Here is a 20,008-nt window from a genome sequence, read left to right as displayed (position 1 = left end):
AATATGGGCGCATAGCTCAGCTGGGAGAGCACCTGCCTTACAAGCAGGGGGTCACAGGTTCAAGTCCTGTTGCGCCCACCATATAAAGCTAAGATTTTATCTTAGCTTAAAAATTTCTTACTGATTAATGGTCCGGTAGTTCAGTTGGTTAGAATGCCAGCCTGTCACGCTGGAGGTCGAGGGTTCGAGCCCCTTCCGGATCGCCATTTAAAACTAAATTAGTAAATATATTAATGCTGGCATGGCTCAACGGTAGAGCAGCTGACTTGTAATCAGCAGGTTGTAGGTTCGATTCCTATTGCCAGCTCCATAAAAAATGGAGGGATTCCCGAGTGGCCAAAGGGGGCAGACTGTAAATCTGTTATCGACGATTTCGAAGGTTCGAATCCTTCTCCCTCCACCATTTTAATTATATATATGCGGGTGTGGCGGAATTGGCAGACGCACTAGACTTAGGATCTAGCGGGCGACCGTGGGGGTTCAAGTCCCTCCACCCGCACCAATTAAGCGGAAGTGGCTCAGTGGTAGAGCATCGCCTTGCCAAGGCGAGGGTCGCGGGTTCGAGTCCCGTCTTCCGCTCCATTTCTTTGTCTTTTTTAAATAGATATGGTGGGTGTAGTCAAGTGGTTAAGACACAGGATTGTGGCTCCTGCATCCGTGGGTTCGAATCCCATCATCCACCCCATTAAATAAATATTGGGATATAGCCAAGTCGGTAAGGCAACGGACTTTGACTCCGTCATCCCCAGGTTCGAGTCCTGGTATCCCAGCCATATAAATGATCCATTAGCTCAGTCGGTAGAGCACCTGACTTTTAATCAGGGTGTCCCGCGTTCGAGTCGCGGATGGATCACCACTTTTAAGGCGGCATAGCCAAGTGGTAAGGCAGAGGTCTGCAAAACCTTTATTCCCCAGTTCAAATCTGGGTGCCGCCTCCAAATAGATATGCGGGTGTAGTTCAGTGGTAGAACTTCAGCCTTCCAAGCTGACCGCGAGGGTTCGATTCCCTTCACCCGCTCCATAACATGATCCATTAGCTCAGTCGGTAGAGCACCTGACTTTTAATCAGGGTGTCCCGCGTTCGAGTCGCGGATGGATCACCATTTTAGGAGAGGTGTCCGAGCGGTTTAAGGAGCTGGTCTTGAAAACCAGTGACTCCGAAAGGGGCCGTGGGTTCGAATCCCACCCTCTCCGCCAATAAAGATCCGGGTGTAGCGCAGTTTGGTAGCGCACATGGTTTGGGACCATGGGGTCGGGAGTTCGAATCTCTCCACCCGGACCACTTTTTAGTGAGGGCCTTTAGCTCAGTTGGTCAGAGCATCCGGCTCATAACCGGCAGGTCCGGGGTTCGAGTCCCTGAAGGCCCACCATGTTACTAAAAAAGAAATGCAAAGAGGCAACTGACATTTATTAACAATATACAAACAATTGACATAACAAGTCAAAAATGATATATTAGATAAGTCGCCAAAAGCGGCAGATAAAAAAAGGTCTTTGAAAACTAAACAGTATAGAAAGCCAGCAAGAAAAAAAGCATCAAAAAGATGCAACCCAGAAATTTTTAATTAAGAGTTTGATCCTGGCTCAGGATGAACGCTGGCGGCGTGCCTAACACATGCAAGTCGAGCGAGGAGGAGGAAGCTTGCTTCCAAATCCTAGCGGCGGACGGGTGAGTAACGCGTGGGCAACCTACCCTATGCAGGGGGATAACATTGGGAAACCAGTGCTAATACCGCATAAAGCCGATTAGGGGCATCCCTAAATGGTCAAAGAACTTCGGCATAGGATGGGCCCGCGTCTGATTAGTTAGTTGGTAAGGTAATGGCTTACCAAGACGATGATCAGTAGCCGACCTGAGAGGGTGACCGGCCACACTGGAACTGAGACACGGTCCAGACTCCTACGGGAGGCGGAGTGGGGAATATTGCACAATGGGGAAACCCTGATGCAAAAACGCCGCGTGAGCGAAGAAGGCCTTCGGGTCGTAAAGCTCTGTCCTAAGGGAAGATAATGACGGTGCCCTTAGGAGGAAGCCCCGGCTAACTACGTGCCAGCAGCCGCGGTAATACGTAGGGGGCAAGCGTTATCCGGAATCACTGGGCGTAAAGGGTGCGTAGGCGGCCAAACAAGTCAGGGGTGAAAGGCTACGGCTCAACCGTAGTAAGCCTTTGAAACTGTTTGGCTTGAGTGCAGGAGAGGAGAGTGGAATTCCTAGTGTAGCGGTGAAATGCGTAGATATTAGGAGGAACACCAGTGGCGAAGGCGACTCTCTGGACTGTAACTGACGCCGAGGCACGAAAGCGTGGGGAGCAAACAGGATTAGATACCCTGGTAGTCCACGCCGTAAACGATGAGTGCTAGGTGTTGGAGGGAGACCTTCAGTGCCGGAGCTAACGCATTAAGCACTCCGCCTGGGGAGTACGCTCGCAAGAGTGAAACTCAAAGGAATTGACGGGGACCCGCACAAGCGCGGAGCATGTGGTTTAATTCGAAGCAACGCGAAGAACCTTACCTGGACTTGACATCCTTTAGACAGAACCTTAACCGGTTCCTTCTCTTCGGAGACTGAAGTGACAGGTGGTGCATGGTTGTCGTCACTCGTGTCGTGAGATGTTGGGTTAAGTCCCGCAACGAGCGCAACCCTTATCTTTAGTTGCCAAAGACTTAGGGTGGGCACTCTAGAGAGACTGCCGGGGATAACTCGGAGGAAGGTGGGGATGACGTCAAATCATCATGCCCCTTATGTTCAGGGCTACACACGTGCTACAATGGCCGATACAAAGGGCGGCAAGAGAGTGATCTTAAGCAAATCCCATAAAGTCGGTCCAGTTCGGATTGTGGGTCAAACTCGCCCACATGAAGTCGGAGTTGCTAGTAATCGCGAATCAGAATGTCGCGGTGAATGCGTTCCCGGGTCTTGTACACACCGCCCGTCACACCATGGGAGTCGGAAGCACCCGAAGCCGCTACTTAACCAGAAATGGAGAGAGTGTCGAAGGTGAAGTCGATGACTGGGGTGAAGTCGTAACAAGGTAGCCGTATCGGAAGGTGCGGTCGGATCACCTCCTTTCTAAGGAGAAAAGCTTCTATACTGTTTAGTTTTGAGAGACCTTCGATGAAGGTTTTTTCAAAAAGAAGTAATTTAATATGAAGCTCGGCTAATGCCGAGTATTACAAACTACACCAAATTAAAATTTGGGAAGTTGTAACATGGGGGCGTAGCTCAGTTGGGAGAGCACCTGCCTTGCAAGCAGGGGGTCAGGAGTTCGACTCTCCTCGTCTCCACCACAAACAAATGCCATCAAGTACCAATTGACATGAAGATAAAAAGATGGTAATATAGTATTCCGGCCAAAAGGCAGGAAGAACAAGTGTTCTTTGAAAACTGCAAAGTGAGAAATAAAGTTAAGTAAAGAAATTTACAAGCATCTTTTAAAGGTCAAGCTAGTAAGGGCAAAGGGAGGATGACTTGGACCAAGAGCCGAAGAAGGACGTGGTAAGTCATGAAAAGCTACGGGAGCCGCAAGCAGGCAAAGATCCGTAGATGTCCGAATGGGGAAACCCACTTGAAGTAATATTCAAGTATCTGCTAGTGAATAAATAGCTAGTAGAGGGGATACCAGGGGAACTGAAACATCTAAGTACCCTGAGGAGTAGAAAGAAAAATCGATTCCCTAAGTAGTGGCGAGCGAAAAGGGATAAGCCCAAACCGAAAGTTTACTTTCGGGGTTGAGGACATAGCAAAAAAGGAGAGGTATCGTAGTAGAAGATGACTGGAAAGTCAGGCCAAAGAGGGTAAAAGCCCCGTATACGAAACGAGAAGACTCTAAGCTATGATCCAGAGTACCACGGGACACGTGAAACCCTGTGGGAAGCAGGGGACCACCCCCAAGGCTAAATACTACCTGGTGACCGATAGCGCATAGTACCGTGAGGGAAAGGTGAAAAGAACCCCGGGAGGGGAGTGAAATAGAACCTGAAACCCTTTGCTTACAAGTCGTGGGAGCACGTTAAAGTGTGACCGCGTACTTTTTGTAGAACGGGCCAACGAGTTATGATATGTAGCAAGGTTAAGGACTAAAGGTCCGGAGCCGAAGCGAAAGCGAGTCTTAATAGGGCGAAAGTTGCATGTCATAGACCCGAAACCGAGCGACCTACCCATGGGCAGGATGAAGCGGAAGTAAAATTTCGTGGAGGTCCGAACCAATTGACGTTGAAAAGTCACTGGATGACCTGTGGGTAGAGGTGAAATTCCAATCGAGCTCGGAGATAGCCGGTTCTCGCCGAAATAGCTTTAGGGCTAGCCTCGATTAAATGAGTTACGGAGGTAGAGCACTGAATGACCTAGGCCTTCACCGGTTACCAAAGTCTATCAAACTCCGAATGCCGTAAACTTAAGATCGGGAGTCAGACTACGAGTGATAAGATCCGTGGTCAAGAGGGAAAGAGCCCAGACCATCAGCTAAGGTCCCAAAGTATACGTTAAGTGGAAAAGGATGTGGGATTGCATAGACAACCAGGATGTTGGCTTAGAAGCGACCATACATTTAAAGAGTGCGTAATAGCTCACTGGTCGAGTGATCCTGCGCCGAAAATGTCCGGGGCTCAAACGTATCACCGAAGCTATGGATGTAGAAATACATGGTAGGCGAGCGTTCTATGTGGGTAGAAGCTATACCGGAAGGAGTAGTGGACTGCATAGAAGTGAGAATGTTGGCATGAGTAGCGAGAGGCAGGTGAGAATCCTGCCCGTCGAAAGCCTAAGGTTTCCTGAGGAAGGTTCGTCCGCTCAGGGTAAGTCGGACCTAAGCCGAGGCCAAGTGGCGTAGGTGATGGACAACAGGTTGAAATTCCTGTACCACCAAGAATCGTTTGAGAGAAGGGGGGACACAGGAGGATAGGTCAAGCGCACCGTTGGTTGAGTGCGTCTAAGCAGGTAGGGAGAAAAGGCAGGCAAATCCGCTTTTTCATAGATCCCGAGATGTGATGGGGAGCGAAAAATAAGTAGCGAAGTGACTGAATCCAAACTGTCGAGAAAAGCCTCTATCGAGATTTAAGGTGCCCGTACCGCAAACCGACACAGGTAGGCGAGGAGAGAATCCTAAGACGAACGGGAGAAGCATTGTTAAGGAACTCGGCAAAATGACCCCGTAACTTCGGGAGAAGGGCGTCCGGGATGTGTGAAGGCTTCGCGCCGTAAGCATAACCCGGCCGCAGAGAATAGGTCCAAGCGACTGTTTAGCAAAAACATAGGTCTCTGCTAAGTCGAAAGACGACGTATAGGGGCTGACGCCTGCCCGGTGCTGGAAGGTTAAGGGGAAGTGTTAGGGTTAAGCTCGAAGCACAGAACTTAAGCCCCAGTAAACGGCGGCCGTAACTATAACGGTCCTAAGGTAGCGAAATTCCTTGTCGGGTAAGTTCCGACCCGCACGAAAGGCGTAACGATTTGGACGCTGTCTCAACAATGCACCCGGTGAAATTGTAATACCAGTGAAGATGCTGGTTACCCGCGACAGGACGGAAAGACCCCGTGGAGCTTTACTGCAACTTGACATTGGATTTTGATACTACATGTACAGAATAGGTGGGAGACTAAGATACTAGGACGCCAGTCTTGGAGGAGTCGACGTTGGGATACCACTCTTGTATTATTGAAGTTCTAACCATGAGCCATGATCTGGTTTTGGGACACTGTCAGGTGGGCAGTTTGACTGGGGCGGTCGCCTCCTAAAGAGTAACGGAGGCGCTCAAAGGTTCCCTCAGCACGGTCGGAAATCGTGCGAAGAGTGTAAAGGCAGAAGGGAGCTTGATTGCGAGACAAACAGGTCGAGCAAGGACGAAAGTCGGACTTAGTGATCCGGTGAGTGAGTGGAAGGGCCATCGCTCAACGGATAAAAGCTACCCCGGGGATAACAGGCTTATCTCCCCCAAGAGTCCACATCGACGGGGAGGTTTGGCACCTCGATGTCGGCTCATCACATCCTGGGGCTCAAGTAGGTCCCCAAGGGTTGGGTCCGTTCGCCCATTAAAGTGGTACGCGAGCCGGGTTCAGAACGTCGTGAGACAGTTCGGTCCCTATCCGTCGCGGGCGCAGGAAATTTGAGAGGAGCTGTCCTTAGTACGAGAGGACCGGGATGGACGTACCGCTGGTGCACCAGTTGTTCCGCCAGGAGCACAGCTGGGTAGCTAAGTACGGAAGGGATAAGTGCTGAAGGCATCTAAGCACGAAGCCCCCCTCAAGATAAGATTTCCCACCCGAAAGGGGTAAGACCCCAGAGAGACTATCTGGTAGATAGGTCGGAGGTGTAAGTGCAGTAATGCATTAAGCTGACCGATACTAATAGGTCGAGGGCTTGACCAAAAAAGATGAAAGCTTTAAAATCTCACTTGTAGTTTTGAGAGAACACTCTCAATAAATCGTGACAATAGCGAAGGGGTCACACCTGTTCCCATACCGAACACAGAAGTTAAGCCCTTCAGCGCCGATGGTACTTGGCGGGCAGCCGCCTGGGAGAGTAGGTCGTTGCGGTTTTAAATATGAATAAGTCCTCTACCTTTTGTAGGGGATTTTTTTAATTTAACACATTTCATAATGGTAAATTTTATTTTTTCAGCAGGAATTTAATTAAAAAAGTAGAATATCTATAATATAAACTCCTATAAGGGAAGTGTGATTATGGATGAGAAAAAAGTAATTAGTTTAACTGAATATAAAGACACTAGACTTCAAAGGAATAAAAGAAAGTCAAATAAAAGTGAAGATATTGAAAGAGTTAAAACTTTGAACCTATTTATGAAAGTATTAGAAACGATACATAAACAGTCCTATAAATAAAAATATATATTGTGTATAGTATAATAAAACGTGTGATGTATTCACACGTTTTATTATTTGAGGGGAACTATAACACCACAGGCTATTCTTTTACCTGCTTCCCCTGTAGGCTGTGATCTGTAGTCATCAGGGTGAAGATGTATAATAATAGACTTTCCAATTACATCCTTTGGTTTGAACCTATTGGTAAAAAACTTCATTCTAAAATATCCATTATTTGAGAATAAAACAGGAAAGTCACCTGCGTGATTACCATGAGGTTGGTTATCAGGATTCCAATGCTCTCCAGCACTTTGGAATGGGTCAGTTGGGTCTAATATGGTGCACTGGCCTACTTCGTGTATATGAAAACCGTGAGGTCCTATTGGCGGTTGAGTATCCGTCCCAGGCTGATATTTAGGTAACCCATCAACTTCTACATACACATCGGTTCCACCTGGTACATCATAAAAAAATACAACGCCCGTTATTTCTGGATATAAAGGGCTTGGTATTAGATATGCAACTGAAATATCTCTTTTGTTTATATGCTGATAAAATTTTGAAGAATTCATAAAAGCACTCCTTTCTATTAAATAATATGTTATTTAATAGACATGGTGATTTTAAAATTATATACTTTTTATGTATAAATAAGGTTTATAATGATAATTCTATATATAAATTGGCATTACCAATAAGCTTAGCTTATACTCTTGCTTAGAATATGCATATCAAATTATTAAAAAGAGAGGGTATGAAGAGATGAATATTAACTTTGATTCCCCAGTTATTAAAAATTTTAAAGAGTATTATGATCAAGGTTACAGATGCATTTTATATGAAGTAGATGATGATGATAACATGTTTACGGTTCATTTAAAAAATTTTAATAATGAACAGACTAAGCTTATTAAGTGTGAGGCTGATGATGGGCAAGTATTAAAAAATTATATTGATAGATTAACTTAAACGCTAAAAAAGGTGAAAACAGGAAATTTAAGCTAAAAGTTCTTAAAGGGAGACCTTAACTACAATGCTATAGGTTATCTTTGGACATCAAGCATCTACTGTCTGTGGAGTATTTCCTAACTAACCTTAATTTCCCAACCTTAATTTAATTGAAGGGTTAAAGGGATATTAGTAGTTCTATTTCATACGGTTGCGGAATGGTTGTTCGACAGCATATCTACTTTCAATTTTTAGGAGCACATATATCTACAATTTACTCCATAGGAATCCACCAGCCTTAACTGGTGTGTCGAAATGTTTCATGAGAAACAATGGATGTTCTATATTCTTAAGGACCTAAGAATCCACATTTAGCTTATAGTAAAAAATCTAGAGTAGTACTCTAGCTAAGTTTATTAAGGCACGATTTTTATATAAACATAAAGGGTAGAATATTTCAGCCTATCAAATTCAGTTGCTAGATGGTTTAAAAGAATGGGATTTAATAAAAATCTACTTAATGATAATAATAAGAACAGATGGAGTGGATAGGATAAAGAGGAGAAAGATTAAAAGTAAGAGTGAACATCTACTATAAGAAAACTTCGGGAAAATCCCGAAGTTTTAATCTTTTTTTAGCTTTGCAGATAATCTATTTCCAAATGTCTGAATACTTTGTACAAGTAATATTAGAATTAATACTGTAGAACGCATAACGCTAGTTTGATATCTTAAATGTCCATATCTATAAGCAAGGTCACCTAGTCCTCCTGCACCAACTAGACCAGCCATAGCTGTGGCCCCTATTAAGCCTATAATTGCAATTGTCATACCTAAAACAATTGAAGGTCTTGCTTCTCTGATTAAAACGTGCCAAATAATATCCTTTGGGCTAATTCCCATAGAAGTATAGGCTTCAATAACACCACTGTCTACTTCAAGAAGGGCGTTTTCCATTAATCTAGCTACATAAGGGGAGGTATATATAACCAGAGGAACTAGAACGCCTTTTACTCCTATGGAAGTACCAACTAAAAATTTAGTAAATGGTAGTAAGAAAAATAATAAAATAATAAATGGTACTGATCGAATCATATTTATAATCGAGTTTAATGTAAGATATACAAATTTATTTTCATATTGTTTACCTGGCCTTGTTAGTATTAATAGAACACCTAAAGGCAAGCCAATAATTAATGAAATAGTTATTGTAATTAAAACCATTTGCAGAGTTTCACCTGTTGCTTTAAAAATAACAGGACCCCACCTATCAAAGAAATTAACTAAATTGGAGTACATTTTCAAGCTCATCTCCTTCCACTATAACACCTTGATCTTTCAAATAAATTATAGATTCAGATATATTACTTGTATCACCTTGTAACGAAACTATAATTTTTCCAAAAGGACCTTTTTTTAGTTGAATAATATGCCCTGATAAAATATTAGGAAAAACATTAAATTTCGTAGGTAAAGTAGCTAATAAAGGCTTATCAGCAGAACTGCCTACAAATGATAAAGATACAATTGGTCCCCTTTTCTTTAATGAATCTAATACAGAAGGCGATATTTGTTTAGGAAATAAGCTATTAATGAATTTCTTTGTTGTTGGATGTTTAGGATGTGAGTAGATATCTAATACACATCCTTGCTCCACTATATTACCATTTTCCATAACAGCAACCTTATCACAGATTTTTTGTATCACTGACATTTCGTGTGTAATCAATAAAATAGTAATACCAAATTCTTTGTTTATTTTTAGTAGAAGTTCTAAAATTGATTCTGTTGTTTCAGGATCTAGGGCACTGGTAGCCTCATCACTTAGTATTATTTCAGGTTCGTGGGCTAGGGTCCTTGCAATAGCAACTCTTTGCTTTTGTCCACCGGATAATTGGTTTGGATAAGCAAACTTTTTATCCTCTAGGCCTACAATAGATAGATAATTATCAACTCTACGATCAATTTCCGATGTAGAAAAACCACTTAACTTAAGAGGAAGAGAGATATTCTCATATACTGTTGCGGTTTTTAATAGATTGAATCCTTGAAAAATCATACCGATTTTTTTTCTGGCTTCTCTTAAAGACTTCTCTGTGAGAAGTGTAAGATCTTGACCATTCACAATAACCTGGCCTTTATCTGGCTTTTCTAATAGGTTTACACAGCGGATTAAACTACTTTTACCTGCACCACTATAACCAATAATACCAAAGATTTCTCCCTTTGATATATTTAAAGAGACGTCGTTTACTGCAACTAATGAACTATTTTTAGTTTTATATGTTTTAAATATATTTTTTAAAGTAATCAATTTTATTCACCTCTTCTATTTTACCACCCTGGAATGATAGAGCCTTGGAATCTATCTACAATAAATTGTCTAACTTCTTCAGATTGATATATTGATATAAACTTGTTTAACACAGCATCGTCTTTATTCTCAGTTCTAACAGCGATTACATTAACCCATGGTGCCTCGCCTGATTCTAAGAAAATAGAGTTTTCAGTAGGAACAAATCCATGCTCGATTGCATAGTTTGCATTTATGGCAGCTGCACTTACTTCACTTAATTGTCTTGGAAGCTGTGATGCCTCTAATTCAATAAACTTTAAGTTTAAAGGATTTTCAACAATGTCCTGAACTGTTGCTTGAGCACCAACACCTTCTGCAAGTTTAATTAAGTTTGCAGATTCAAATAAAATTAATGCTCTTGCTCCATTTGTTGGGTCATTAGGTAATGCTACTTTTGAACCTTCTGCTAATTGGCTAATATCAGTTAATTTATCAGAGTAAATACCCATTGGGAAAATTACAGTTTTTGCAATTTCAACTAAATCTAAATTACGTTCACCTTTGAAATTATCTAAATAAGGCTTATGTTGGAAGCTGTTTATATCAAGCTCTCCTTCAGCTAATGCAATATTTGGAATTACGTAATCAGAAAATACTTTAACATCAATATTTAAACCTTCTTTAGCAGCAAGCTCTTTTACTTTCTCCATTATTTCCTCATGTGGACCTCCAGTTACTCCTACAACTAGAGATGTTTCACTTAAAGGTGTAGGGCCCTGTGTAGTAGGGGCTGATTTTCCACAAGCAGTCAAAGCGATAATTAATGTTAATGATAATAAAGCAATTAATAATTTTTTCATTTTTAATCTTCCTCTCATAATGTAATGCAATTAATTAATTTGTTGTATAAAATTTTCTAGATTTACAATAGCTCCTATAATATCTTCTTCTGAGAAGCTTCCTTTCATAAAGTGAATCGATTCTCCAGGAGATAAAGTTGCTTTAGCTAAAGTATTTAGTACTTCTTCTCGATGAACATCTAACCCAATTATATTTAGACTATAGGGAAGATCTAAATTTTTAAAAAAAGGAATTAGTCTTTCTATTTCATCAAATTTATTTTCAAGAGACAATTGTGCCAATATACCATAGGCAACCTTTTCTCCATGAAGCAAAGAGTGTGTTTCGGTGAATTTAGTTAATGCGTTGTGTATGGAATGAGCTGCAGCAATCCTACCGTATTCATCACCAAGACCGCCCACTAATCCACCAGCAACTATAATAGTTTCGAATACTTTTAATAATTCATCCGATAAAAAACTTCTATCTAAGTCAAACAGTGCTCTTTGACTATATTTTAGAAGAACTTCCTGAATAACCTCGGCAGTTTTTAAAGCAAGTTGAATTGGAAGCCTAGGACTCTCAATATGCTTTGTTAATGCAACGGATTCATATAGTTTAGCTAGAGTATCTCCAATACCTGCTTTAAGGTAATTCGTAGGGGAGTTTAGTAGAATTCTTGGTTCTACTAGTACCATCAAATTATTTCTAGGAAAAATAGTATATTTGACATATTCCCCATAATCATTATAAATAACACTTAAAGGCGTCCAAGCAGCGCAGGTAGAAGCTAATGTAGGAATTAGAATAACATCCTTATTTATTTCAAATGCTACTGCCTTTGCTAGGTCAATAACCTTACCACCACCAATACCAACAATAAAATCAAAACCCTTATTTATATATTTTTCAGTTAAACGTTGAATCTCGTTTTCAGAGCATTCACCATTATACCTTTCAAATAAAAGAGGAATTTCTTTAAATTTTGGAAAATATGGCTCTGTAACTGCCCAAGATTTTTCACCATGAAGTACTACACCACTTTTAAATCTATACCTCAATAATAACTCTTCGAGGTTATCTAAAATATTCAATTCACAGGCATAATAGCTTGGAGACCCTTGAACTTGTAAAGTTCCCATTTGTCATCACCTTTCTAAGCAAGTATAAGAAGATACGCAATTTTAAGCTTTATTTAATGCTTGGTCTAGATCATTTATTAAATCCTCAACATCTTCAATTCCAACAGAAAGTCTAATCATATCAGGGGTAACCCCAGCTGCTCTTTGATTTTCTTCGCTTAGCTGTGCATGAGTTGTACTTGCTGGGTGAATAACTAAAGACTTTGCATCAGCAACATTAGCTAGTAAGGAGAAAATTTCTAAGCTATCTATAAATGTTTTACCTGCTTCAACCCCACCTTTTATACCAAAAGTGAATATGGATCCTGCCCCCTTAGGCAAATACTTTTTAGCAAGTGAATGATATTTATTATCCTCTAGGCTAGGGTAGTTAACCCAAGAAACTTTAGGGTGTTTAAGTAAGAATTCAATAATTTTCTTTGTATTGTATATATGACGCTCAACTCTTAAAGAAAGAGTTTCTAAACCTTGTAACAATAGGAATGAGTTAAATGGGCTTATTGCTGAGCCAGTATCTCTCAAAAGCTGAACTCTTGCCTTAATTATATAAGCTAAAGGGCCTAGGTCATGTGCATAACGAATTCCATTATAGCTTATGTCAGGTTCTGTAAATCCAGGGAATCTGCCACTTTTTGCCCAATCAAATTTTCCACCATCAATTATTAGACCACCTATAGAAGTACCATGACCACCGATAAACTTAGTTGCAGAGTGAACCACTATATCTGCACCAAATTCAATAGGGCGGATTAAATATGGTGTTCCAAAAGTATTATCAACAATTAAAGGAATATTGTTTTCATGTGCGATATTAGCAACGGCTTCAATATCAATTAAGTTAATACCTGGGTTCCCAATGGATTCAATATAAATTGCTTTTGTTTTTTCGTTTATAGCCCCTCTAAAGTTCTCCGGATCATCAGGGTTTACGAATTTAGTGTTTATACCTAATTTAGGTAATGTAATTGCAAATAAATTATAAGTTCCGCCATATAATGTACTTGCTGAAACAATTTCATCTCCAACTGACGCGATGTTTAATATTGAGTAAGTAATTGCAGCCTGACCAGAGGAAACTGCTAGGGCCCCAACTCCTCCTTCTAAAGCAGCTATTCTTTGTTCTAGTACGTCATTGGTAGGATTCATAATGCGAGTATAAATATTTCCGGCTTCTTTTAAAGAAAATAAATTGGCAGCATGCTCTGCATTTTTAAAAACATAAGAGGTAGTTTGGTAAATAGGCACCGCTCTGGAACCTGTAGTAGGGTCTACCTGTTGTCCTGCATGGATTTGTAAAGTGTCAAACTTTAATTTTTTCTCACTCATTCTATCTCTCCTCACAAATATATATTTTAACTTCAGAAAACCTGAAAATAAAAACAACCTCTATCATCTTTTTTGAATAGATGAAAGAGGTTGAATATATATTTGCACCAAAAATATAAGATTCAAAAGCCTCTCTCATCTCTCGTTATTTTTAACGCTGGAATTGGCACCTTTCATAAACGAAATTATGAAGGTTGCCGAGGTTTCATTGGGCCAGTCCCTACACCTCTCTAGATGAGAAAATTATTTAATTTATTTGTTAATTAATATTACTTTAAATTTTCAGAAGTGTCAATAAATTATTTTAATTAAAATTTTGCCAAATGTTACTCAACTTGAAAAAGTGTAGTAGATAAATATCTTTCTCCCGTATCAGGAAGGAGTACAACAATGTTTTTCCCTTTATTTTCTGGTCTTTTAGCAACCTGCTCTGCGGCAAAAGCAGCAGCACCAGAAGAAATCCCAACTAATAGACCTTCACTACTAGCAATACGTCTTGTAGCATCAAATGCATCATCATTACTAACTTTAACTATTTCATCAATAATTCCTGTGTTTAGAATAGCCGGTACAAATCCTGCTCCAATACCTTGTATTTTATGAGGTCCAGGATTACCACCAGATAATACAGGAGAGTCGGTTGGTTCTACAGCGATAATTTTAATATTTGGGTTTTTCTGTTTTAAAACTTCACCTACACCAGTTATTGTCCCACCTGTACCTACTCCAGCAATAAATATATCTACTTTACCATCTGTATCTCTCCAAATTTCTTCAGCTGTTGTATTTCTATGAATGCTTGGGTTAGCTGGATTCTCAAATTGCTGTGGCATAAATGCATTTTTTGTCTCACTTACTAATTCTTTAGCTTTTTCAATAGCACCTTTCATTCCTAATGGACCAGGTGTTAAAACTAGTTCTGCGCCTAATGCTTTTAATAAATTTCTTCTTTCAATACTCATTGTCTCAGGCATTGTCAAAATTAACTTATAACCTTTAGCGGCTGACACAAAGGCTAAAGCGATACCAGTATTTCCACTAGTAGGTTCAATTATTACTGTATCTTTATTGATCAGTCCTTTTTCTTCTGCATCTTTAATCATAGCAAATCCAATTCTGTCTTTTACACTTCCCCCTGGATTAAAATATTCTAATTTTCCAATAATTGTAGTAGGAATGTTATTAGCCTTTGCAAAACCTTCTAGCTCAAGCAGGGGCGTATTTCCAATTAATTCAGTAAGATTCTTTTTAATATTCATAAGACCACTCCTATTTATTATTAATGTATTAAAAGTCGTTAAATATAAAACATAAAACTTGAATCATCAAACATTTTCTTATAATCGCTTACTAAGTGCTCTAAAGTTATATTATCAATAAATTCATTGACATTTGCGTCTAATTTTTGCCATAAGTGTATATTTAGGCATTGCTCAATAGTATTATCTAAATTCTGATTATTTATTACAGATAAGTTGCCTTCAAGAGCCCGTAAAATAGAGCCTATAGTAATATTTGCTGGACTATCACCTAATGTATACCCGCCTTGAGCGCCTTTTACACTTTTAACAAGCTTAGCTTTTTTTAAAGGTGAAAATAGTTGCTCCAAATAATTAGTTGAGAGATTTTGTCTGTCAGCGATGACATTAAGAGGTATAAAACTTCCATTAGAGTTTAAGGCTAAGTCAATCATTGCAATTAGACCATACTTTCCTTTTGTAGATATTTTCAAAATATAACACCACCTAAACATACTAAACTTATAAGATTAATAATATAATATGACTTTAAAATGATTTTGTCAATAGTTTTACCAAATTTTATTTATTATATTTATGCATTTGAAATACAGTAGGGGGGTATAGTATAATATATAGAGAGAGAGGTGAAAAATATTGGAAAAAAAGCCTACAGAGGAATCATTAAAAGTTCAAAAATCAATTATAGATCGTTTAAATAGAGTAGAAGGACAAATTAGAGGAATTAAAAACATGGTTGAAAAGGGAACATATTGTGACGATGTTATAAATCAAATAGAAGCATCTAGGTCTGCCTTAGGAGCCATTGAATTAATTTTAATGGAAAGTCATTTTAAAAATTGTGTAAAAGAACAAATTCAGTCAGGGAACGATGAGGCTATGGAGGATTTGTTGAAAATAGTAAAAAAACTTATGAAATAGGAGGAGCTAGTGTGAAAAAGCAATTAATAATTGAGGGTATGAGTTGTGGACATTGTGTTAATAGAGTGGAAAAAGCTCTAAGGGAACTAAATGGAGTAGAGAAAGTAGAAGTTGATCTGTCTAATAAAAAGGCTGTTATACTATTAAGTGAAACTATTGAAGATGCAATTTTGAACGAAGTAATTGATGATGCTGGATATGAGGTAATAGAAATAAAAAATGTATAAGGAGACCTGAGGGTCTCCTTAATTGTTATTAACCATTTGTCTATATTTAGCTACATTTACTTGATGTTCTGCATAGGTTTTACTGAAAGCATGTCCATTTTGTCCTACAACATAATATAGATAATCATGCTCTGAAGGATATAGGGCAGCATGAATTGACTTTTTACTCGGGGCACCTATTGGCCCCGGTGGAATACCCAGCCTTCTATAAGTGTTAAAAGGATGAGGTTCCTCTAAATGAGAGTAAAGAACTCTATTTATATGCTTTTCTCCTCTTCCAATACCATAAATAATAGCTGCGTCAATTTGAAGAAGCTTATTAATTTTAAGTCTATTATAGATAACACCGCTAATTAATTCTCTTTCACTATCATGATAGGTTTCTTTTTCAATTAAAGACGCAATAGTCAATATCTCATGTTGTGTTAAATTGAGTTCTTTAGCACGCTCTAAATATTCCTCAGTAAAAACCTTTTGCATTGTACTTGTCATATGAAGCACAATATCATCTACAGTTTGTCTTTTAGAGAAATAATAGGTATCTGGATATAGATAACCTTCCATTTCATAAAAAAGTTCACTAGTATCAAAATCAAGATTACTGTTTATAAAATGGCGTTTTGTAGACTCTATAAAATCCTCTTTACTTCCAATTCCTGCCCTTTCTATTCTCTCAGCAATTTGATAGACCGTAAAGCCCTCAGGAATTGTAACTATTATAGGTTGCTCCATCTCACCTTCTTGAAGAATGTGAAGTAATTGATTCAAAGAGATATTTGGGGAAATATAATAAGTACCGGGTTTAATTGATCTATCAAGGTTTTGACTCTTTGCTAAGTGCTTAAACCATAATCTGCTCTTAATAACTCCGCTATCATATAGGCCTTCTGCCACAGCATGTAATGAAGAACCAGTGGATACAGTAACTTCAACAACTTCACTATTAGAAGTAACAGAAAAAACGGAGGGTAGGTATGTTAATGATAAAAATAGAATACCGACTAAAATAAGAACAATATAGACAAAATGCTTAAAAATATATTGTTTCATGCGGGACCTCCTGAAAAATAGTAAAACTTATAAATACATTAAATAATTATATCATATAAAAATCCCTTTTGTATAACTTATAATATAATATAAGTGTAATCAAAATAGAAAGGAATTAAAAAATGAATAATAAATTAATAGGAAAGTGGTTAAAACCAACCATAGCTCTAGCAGTTATAATAGTACTTTATATTTTTTTATGGTCTAATAATCCAAATTTTGATATTGAGTCAATCCAAGTATTTGTAGATAGATATGAACCATATAGTGCATTGGTATATATTCTTATTGGTAGTCTTAGAACTATTTTTTTTATTCCTACCCCTATCTTATTTATAGCTGGAGGTATTATGTTTGGTACTCTTATGGGAATCATTTATACGATTATAGGAGTGATTATCTCAACTAGCATTTGTTACTTATTAGCTAGGAGGTATAAGAGTTTTTTTGCGAAGTTTACAAATAATTGGGTTAATGACAGAATTGAAAGCATTGACAATAACAGGGTTATGGGGACTATATTTACAATGAGGGCAATTCCTGGAATTCCTTACGATGCAGTAAGTTTTTCAGCGGGAATAGTAAATCTTAATTTGGTACATTTGCTAATAGGAACGGTTCTTGGAATTTTACCAAAAGCGATTATATTGGGGTCATTAGGAGATAATCTTGATAATATTTTTTCTTTAAAAGTAATACTTGGATATATTCTAGTAATTTTAATTTGCTTAGTTCTTTTATATTCATCTCCAAAAAAGTATATTCAAAAGGCTTATAAAAAAGCATGTAGTAAGCAATAAAACATCCTAATTCTTATAAATGGCTTTAAAATATAGTGCTACAGAATTATTTTTTAAAAAAATGCAAAATTATGCAAGTATAAGTAGGAGTTTGTATATATTTGTAGAATTTTAATTTATATTATAATTCTATTACACGTATATATTTATAAGGATGTGATAACATGTTTAAATTCAGTATAAATATTGCATTTTTAACCCTACTTATTATACCAATAGCTTTTGGATTCTTAATTTTAATAAAATATGTTATTAATGATATTGCTACAAAGGAGACTGTAGCTAGACATAGAGAGCAACCTAGGGAGTATGTTGAGGATTATCCAATTCCGAGATTAAGAGTTGTAAAATAACCTTAGCTTTATAGGATAATAGATTAAATAAATTAAGAATAGTATTAACATTGTACGTGGCCTCTGAATAAAATAATAATTAAAGGTAATACTTCTAGGTATAAAAAGCTGAGGGGGGTATTCAATGAAGTTTGAGTGTTGTATTTGCAATGAATATCATGAAAAAGGGATTGTATTAATGCATAAGTTTATTTGCCGAAGTTGTGAGTTAAGTATAGTTGATACACCACAGGATCAATTGAAATATGAAATATATAAGAAAAAGATAAAAGAAATTGTAACTAATATTATTTAAAATTTGATAAACATAAATTTAAGGGACTATAAAAAGTCCCTTATTTATCTTTAGTTGTAGCGTATTTACTTGAGAGCTTAATTTGATCAAGAGGGATATCTAACATCCTAGATATTTCAATGTCAGATTTTCTTTGACCATATACTTTAACAAGGTCTTTTAAGGTATTTATTTTTTTTGGGTACATTTATTATACACCACCTTGTTAATTTTATAGGAAGCCTCATAAATATATTTAACATAAAAATTCATTTTTATACATTTTTTTTAATAATTATGGGAGGGCAGTATATGGAATTACCTATAATAGAGTATTTAATTAAATTAGAAGAAAGCAATGTGGCCTCATTTCATGTGCCAGGCCATAAAAATGGTAAAATATTCAAAAACTTCAACCATTTATTCCATAAACTTAGCAGTATAGATACTACGGAGATTCCGGGTAATGATAACCTCCATTATCCAACTGGTATTATTAAAGATTCTTTAGAGATTGCAAAGGAAGTTTTTAAGAGCAATGAAACTTTTTATTTAATAAATGGTAGCACATCAGGAATATACAGTATGATTATGGCAGTTACTTCTCCCGGAGATAAAATTATAATAAATAGAAATTGTCACCAATCAGTAATTCATGCCTGTGTACTCGGGGAATTGAGCCCAATTTATGTATATCCCAATATAGATTTAAAGACCGGAATACCCCTTGAAATATGTCCTGAAGAAATTGAAAAACAAATCTTATCTAATATGGATGCAAAGGCTATTCTAATTACATATCCTACATATGAAGGCGTAGCTTCGGATTTAAAAAAAATAGCCGAAATCACTCATAAATATGATAAAATACTTTTAGTGGACGAGGCTCATGGGGCACACCTTGGGTTAAGCGATGATTTACCAATGACAGCACTAGAATGTGGGGCTGACGTAGTTGTTCAAAGCACGCATAAAACCTTATCTGCACTAACACAGGGGGCAATGCTGCATGTACAGGGGAACAAAATAGATATAGATAAGCTAAAATTTATGTTACGTATGCACCAGAGCTCTAGTCCTTCGTACATTTTAATGGCATCATTGGAGTTTGCTGTGATGATGTATAAAAATTATGGACCAGCTCTTATGAACAGGCTTCTTTTAAATATAAAAGATTTTCAAAAATCTATGCTGGATATAAGCTCAATTGGTTTATATACTGTTAATTTAAAAGGACAACATAATATATTTAGCCACGATTCAACAAAACTATTTCTTTACTCTAAGGACAATGAATTTAGTGGAATATGGCTAGAAACTCATTTAAGAGACAAGTATAACATTCAAATGGAATTATCAAACTTAAACGGAGCCCTAGCTATAGCTTCCATTGCAAATGATAAAAATGATTTTGATAAATTGTTAAATGCTTTATATAATTTGGACAAGCAGAAATCAGGAAAAGTCAGGGTGTCAAGCTATTTAAACAGCTATCCAACAGTATATCAAAAATTAAAACCAAGAGAGGCTATATATAGCCAAAAAAGAAGAATAGAAGTAAAAAGAAGTATTGGGCATATAAGCGGAGAATTTATTACTCCTTATCCTCCCGGGATTCCCCTTATAATTCCTGGGGAAGTTATAACAGAAGAAGTAGTTCAGTATTTATTTCATGGATTAAAAACAGGCATTAATATTGTTGGATTAAAGGATAAAATGTTTGAATATATTGAAGTCATTTAAATAAACATTTGG

Annotated in this window: 18 protein-coding genes, 16 tRNA genes, 3 rRNA genes and 1 riboswitch; of the genes, 27 read left to right on the top strand and 10 right to left on the bottom strand. The window is 37.7% G+C overall.

The window, feature by feature from the left end; all coding sequences use genetic code 11:
• Window positions 1-5 precede the first annotated feature (5 nt).
• The 20 genes from HZR23_RS04635 (at window position 6) to HZR23_RS04540 (ending at window position 6,835) form a co-directional block, all read left to right on the top strand.
• Window positions 6-81 (top strand) — tRNA-Val (locus tag HZR23_RS04635).
• 48 nt (window positions 82-129) lie between these two features.
• Window positions 130-206: transfer RNA gene (locus HZR23_RS04630), tRNA-Asp, on the top strand.
• A gap of 29 nt (window positions 207-235) precedes the next feature.
• A tRNA-Thr gene (locus HZR23_RS04625) sits at window positions 236-310 on the top strand.
• An 8-nt stretch (window positions 311-318) separates the two neighbouring features.
• Window positions 319-403 (top strand) — tRNA-Tyr (locus HZR23_RS04620).
• A gap of 16 nt (window positions 404-419) precedes the next feature.
• Window positions 420-502: transfer RNA gene (locus HZR23_RS04615), tRNA-Leu, on the top strand.
• A 5-nt stretch (window positions 503-507) separates the two neighbouring features.
• Window positions 508-582, top strand: a tRNA-Gly gene (locus tag HZR23_RS04610).
• Between the two features lie 27 nt (window positions 583-609).
• A tRNA-His gene (locus HZR23_RS04605) sits at window positions 610-685 on the top strand.
• 12 nt (window positions 686-697) lie between these two features.
• A tRNA-Gln gene (locus HZR23_RS04600) sits at window positions 698-773 on the top strand.
• Between the two features lie 7 nt (window positions 774-780).
• Window positions 781-856 (top strand) — tRNA-Lys (locus HZR23_RS04595).
• A 7-nt stretch (window positions 857-863) separates the two neighbouring features.
• Window positions 864-938 (top strand) — tRNA-Cys (locus HZR23_RS04590).
• Between the two features lie 9 nt (window positions 939-947).
• Window positions 948-1,021 (top strand) — tRNA-Gly (locus tag HZR23_RS04585).
• Window positions 1,022-1,027: 6 nt separating this feature from the next.
• Window positions 1,028-1,103: transfer RNA gene (locus HZR23_RS04580), tRNA-Lys, on the top strand.
• A 5-nt stretch (window positions 1,104-1,108) separates the two neighbouring features.
• Window positions 1,109-1,197, top strand: a tRNA-Ser gene (locus HZR23_RS04575).
• 8 nt (window positions 1,198-1,205) lie between these two features.
• Window positions 1,206-1,282: transfer RNA gene (locus HZR23_RS04570), tRNA-Pro, on the top strand.
• An 11-nt stretch (window positions 1,283-1,293) separates the two neighbouring features.
• Window positions 1,294-1,370: transfer RNA gene (locus tag HZR23_RS04565), tRNA-Ile, on the top strand.
• 191 nt (window positions 1,371-1,561) lie between these two features.
• Window positions 1,562-3,070, top strand: a 16S ribosomal RNA gene (locus HZR23_RS04560).
• A gap of 142 nt (window positions 3,071-3,212) precedes the next feature.
• Window positions 3,213-3,288 (top strand) — tRNA-Ala (locus HZR23_RS04555).
• A gap of 149 nt (window positions 3,289-3,437) precedes the next feature.
• Window positions 3,438-6,361 (top strand): 23S ribosomal RNA (locus HZR23_RS04550).
• A 54-nt stretch (window positions 6,362-6,415) separates the two neighbouring features.
• Window positions 6,416-6,532 (top strand): 5S ribosomal RNA (rrf, locus tag HZR23_RS04545).
• Together the 16S, 23S and 5S rRNA genes with 16 tRNA genes alongside form the textbook arrangement of a ribosomal RNA operon.
• A 144-nt stretch (window positions 6,533-6,676) precedes the next feature.
• Window positions 6,677-6,835, top strand: a complete 159-nt coding sequence (locus HZR23_RS04540; RefSeq protein WP_165913703.1) for a hypothetical protein — start codon at window positions 6,677-6,679, stop codon at window positions 6,833-6,835.
• Between the two features lie 53 nt (window positions 6,836-6,888).
• Here the strand turns inward: HZR23_RS04540 and HZR23_RS04535 are convergent, their stop codons facing one another.
• Window positions 6,889-7,389 carry a superoxide dismutase family protein gene (locus tag HZR23_RS04535; RefSeq protein ID WP_132848784.1) on the bottom strand — a complete coding sequence of 167 codons (501 nt, stop codon included), beginning with the start codon at window positions 7,387-7,389 and terminating at the stop codon, window positions 6,889-6,891.
• Window positions 7,390-7,579: 190 nt separating this feature from the next.
• Here HZR23_RS04535 and HZR23_RS04530 point away from each other — a divergent pair, with 190 nt between their 5' ends.
• Window positions 7,580-7,786: a hypothetical protein gene (locus HZR23_RS04530; protein WP_132848783.1), complete on the top strand. Its 207-nt coding sequence runs from the start codon at window positions 7,580-7,582 to the stop codon at window positions 7,784-7,786.
• A 603-nt stretch (window positions 7,787-8,389) separates the two neighbouring features.
• On the opposite strand, the gene HZR23_RS04525 is transcribed toward HZR23_RS04530, so the two are convergent.
• The 7 genes from HZR23_RS04525 to HZR23_RS04495 form a co-directional block, all read right to left on the bottom strand.
• Window positions 8,390-9,064 (bottom strand): methionine ABC transporter permease, encoded by a 675-nt coding sequence (locus HZR23_RS04525; RefSeq protein WP_132848782.1) that lies wholly within the window; start codon window positions 9,062-9,064, stop codon window positions 8,390-8,392.
• Window positions 9,045-10,079 carry a methionine ABC transporter ATP-binding protein gene (locus HZR23_RS04520; protein WP_132848781.1) on the bottom strand — a complete coding sequence of 345 codons (1,035 nt, stop codon included), beginning with the start codon at window positions 10,077-10,079 and terminating at the stop codon, window positions 9,045-9,047. Before HZR23_RS04520 ends, HZR23_RS04525 begins: the two co-directional genes overlap by 20 nt.
• A 20-nt stretch (window positions 10,080-10,099) precedes the next feature.
• Complete coding sequence (locus HZR23_RS04515; RefSeq protein WP_132848780.1) at window positions 10,100-10,921, bottom strand: MetQ/NlpA family ABC transporter substrate-binding protein; 822 nt, start codon at window positions 10,919-10,921, stop codon at window positions 10,100-10,102.
• Window positions 10,922-10,951: 30 nt separating this feature from the next.
• A complete protein-coding gene (locus HZR23_RS04510; protein WP_132848779.1) occupies window positions 10,952-12,043 on the bottom strand; it encodes an iron-containing alcohol dehydrogenase family protein in 1,092 nt (363 codons plus the stop codon).
• 42 nt (window positions 12,044-12,085) lie between these two features.
• Window positions 12,086-13,369 carry a homocysteine synthase gene (locus HZR23_RS04505; protein ID WP_132848778.1) on the bottom strand — a complete coding sequence of 428 codons (1,284 nt, stop codon included), beginning with the start codon at window positions 13,367-13,369 and terminating at the stop codon, window positions 12,086-12,088.
• Window positions 13,370-13,501: 132 nt separating this feature from the next.
• A riboswitch (SAM riboswitch) is annotated at window positions 13,502-13,610 on the bottom strand.
• An 85-nt stretch (window positions 13,611-13,695) separates the two neighbouring features.
• Window positions 13,696-14,628, bottom strand: a complete 933-nt coding sequence (cysK, locus tag HZR23_RS04500) for a cysteine synthase A (RefSeq protein ID WP_132848777.1) — start codon at window positions 14,626-14,628, stop codon at window positions 13,696-13,698.
• A gap of 38 nt (window positions 14,629-14,666) precedes the next feature.
• Entirely contained in the window at window positions 14,667-15,101 is a 435-nt protein-coding gene (locus HZR23_RS04495; RefSeq protein ID WP_132848776.1) for an RrF2 family transcriptional regulator, read from the bottom strand.
• Between the two features lie 163 nt (window positions 15,102-15,264).
• On the opposite strand from HZR23_RS04495, the gene HZR23_RS04490 reads away from it, so the two are divergent.
• Both HZR23_RS04490 and HZR23_RS04485 read left to right on the top strand, forming a co-directional pair.
• Window positions 15,265-15,549: a metal-sensitive transcriptional regulator gene (locus HZR23_RS04490; protein WP_243098234.1), complete on the top strand. Its 285-nt coding sequence runs from the start codon at window positions 15,265-15,267 to the stop codon at window positions 15,547-15,549.
• 11 nt (window positions 15,550-15,560) lie between these two features.
• Window positions 15,561-15,776, top strand: coding sequence for a heavy-metal-associated domain-containing protein (locus HZR23_RS04485; protein ID WP_132848774.1), 216 nt, complete (start codon window positions 15,561-15,563; stop codon window positions 15,774-15,776).
• An 18-nt stretch (window positions 15,777-15,794) separates the two neighbouring features.
• On the opposite strand, the gene mltG is transcribed toward HZR23_RS04485, so the two are convergent.
• Window positions 15,795-16,826, bottom strand: a complete 1,032-nt coding sequence (mltG, locus tag HZR23_RS04480) for an endolytic transglycosylase MltG (protein ID WP_132848773.1) — start codon at window positions 16,824-16,826, stop codon at window positions 15,795-15,797.
• 122 nt (window positions 16,827-16,948) lie between these two features.
• On the opposite strand from mltG, the gene HZR23_RS04475 reads away from it, so the two are divergent.
• From HZR23_RS04475 to HZR23_RS04465, 3 genes are all read left to right on the top strand, one after another.
• Window positions 16,949-17,626, top strand: coding sequence for a TVP38/TMEM64 family protein (locus HZR23_RS04475; RefSeq protein ID WP_132848772.1), 678 nt, complete (start codon window positions 16,949-16,951; stop codon window positions 17,624-17,626).
• A gap of 164 nt (window positions 17,627-17,790) precedes the next feature.
• Window positions 17,791-17,979: a hypothetical protein gene (locus HZR23_RS04470; RefSeq protein ID WP_132848771.1), complete on the top strand. Its 189-nt coding sequence runs from the start codon at window positions 17,791-17,793 to the stop codon at window positions 17,977-17,979.
• A 124-nt stretch (window positions 17,980-18,103) separates the two neighbouring features.
• On the top strand, window positions 18,104-18,274 hold the full coding sequence (locus HZR23_RS04465) for a sigma factor G inhibitor Gin (RefSeq protein ID WP_132848770.1): 171 nt from the start codon (window positions 18,104-18,106) through the stop codon (window positions 18,272-18,274).
• Window positions 18,275-18,314: 40 nt separating this feature from the next.
• On the opposite strand, the gene HZR23_RS04460 is transcribed toward HZR23_RS04465, so the two are convergent.
• A complete protein-coding gene (locus HZR23_RS04460) occupies window positions 18,315-18,461 on the bottom strand; it encodes a hypothetical protein (RefSeq protein ID WP_165913702.1) in 147 nt (48 codons plus the stop codon).
• Window positions 18,462-18,565: 104 nt separating this feature from the next.
• Here HZR23_RS04460 and HZR23_RS04455 point away from each other — a divergent pair, with 104 nt between their 5' ends.
• Window positions 18,566-19,996, top strand: coding sequence for an aminotransferase class I/II-fold pyridoxal phosphate-dependent enzyme (locus HZR23_RS04455; RefSeq protein ID WP_132848769.1), 1,431 nt, complete (start codon window positions 18,566-18,568; stop codon window positions 19,994-19,996).
• Window positions 19,997-20,008 lie beyond the last annotated feature (12 nt).

The sequence above is a fragment of the Serpentinicella alkaliphila genome (assembly GCF_018141405.1).
Lineage (GTDB): Bacteria > Bacillota > Clostridia > Peptostreptococcales > Natronincolaceae > Serpentinicella > Serpentinicella alkaliphila.
This window is presented reverse-complemented; position numbering and strand designations above follow the sequence as displayed.

Coding starts and splice junctions, on each gene's coding strand:
- HZR23_RS04540 (WP_165913703.1), top strand. CDS start 6,677: ATGGATGAGAAAAAAGTAATTAGTTTAACTGAATATAAAGACACTAGA.
- HZR23_RS04535 (WP_132848784.1), bottom strand. CDS start 7,389: ATGAATTCTTCAAAATTTTATCAGCATATAAACAAAAGAGATATTTCA.
- HZR23_RS04530 (WP_132848783.1), top strand. CDS start 7,580: ATGAATATTAACTTTGATTCCCCAGTTATTAAAAATTTTAAAGAGTAT.
- HZR23_RS04525 (WP_132848782.1), bottom strand. CDS start 9,064: ATGTACTCCAATTTAGTTAATTTCTTTGATAGGTGGGGTCCTGTTATT.
- HZR23_RS04515 (WP_132848780.1), bottom strand. CDS start 10,921: ATGAAAAAATTATTAATTGCTTTATTATCATTAACATTAATTATCGCT.
- HZR23_RS04510 (WP_132848779.1), bottom strand. CDS start 12,043: ATGGGAACTTTACAAGTTCAAGGGTCTCCAAGCTATTATGCCTGTGAA.
- HZR23_RS04505 (WP_132848778.1), bottom strand. CDS start 13,369: ATGAGTGAGAAAAAATTAAAGTTTGACACTTTACAAATCCATGCAGGA.
- cysK (WP_132848777.1), bottom strand. CDS start 14,628: ATGAATATTAAAAAGAATCTTACTGAATTAATTGGAAATACGCCCCTG.
- mltG (WP_132848773.1), bottom strand. CDS start 16,826: ATGAAACAATATATTTTTAAGCATTTTGTCTATATTGTTCTTATTTTA.
- HZR23_RS04475 (WP_132848772.1), top strand. CDS start 16,949: ATGAATAATAAATTAATAGGAAAGTGGTTAAAACCAACCATAGCTCTA.
- HZR23_RS04470 (WP_132848771.1), top strand. CDS start 17,791: ATGTTTAAATTCAGTATAAATATTGCATTTTTAACCCTACTTATTATA.
- HZR23_RS04465 (WP_132848770.1), top strand. CDS start 18,104: ATGAAGTTTGAGTGTTGTATTTGCAATGAATATCATGAAAAAGGGATT.
- HZR23_RS04460 (WP_165913702.1), bottom strand. CDS start 18,461: ATGTACCCAAAAAAAATAAATACCTTAAAAGACCTTGTTAAAGTATAT.
- HZR23_RS04455 (WP_132848769.1), top strand. CDS start 18,566: ATGGAATTACCTATAATAGAGTATTTAATTAAATTAGAAGAAAGCAAT.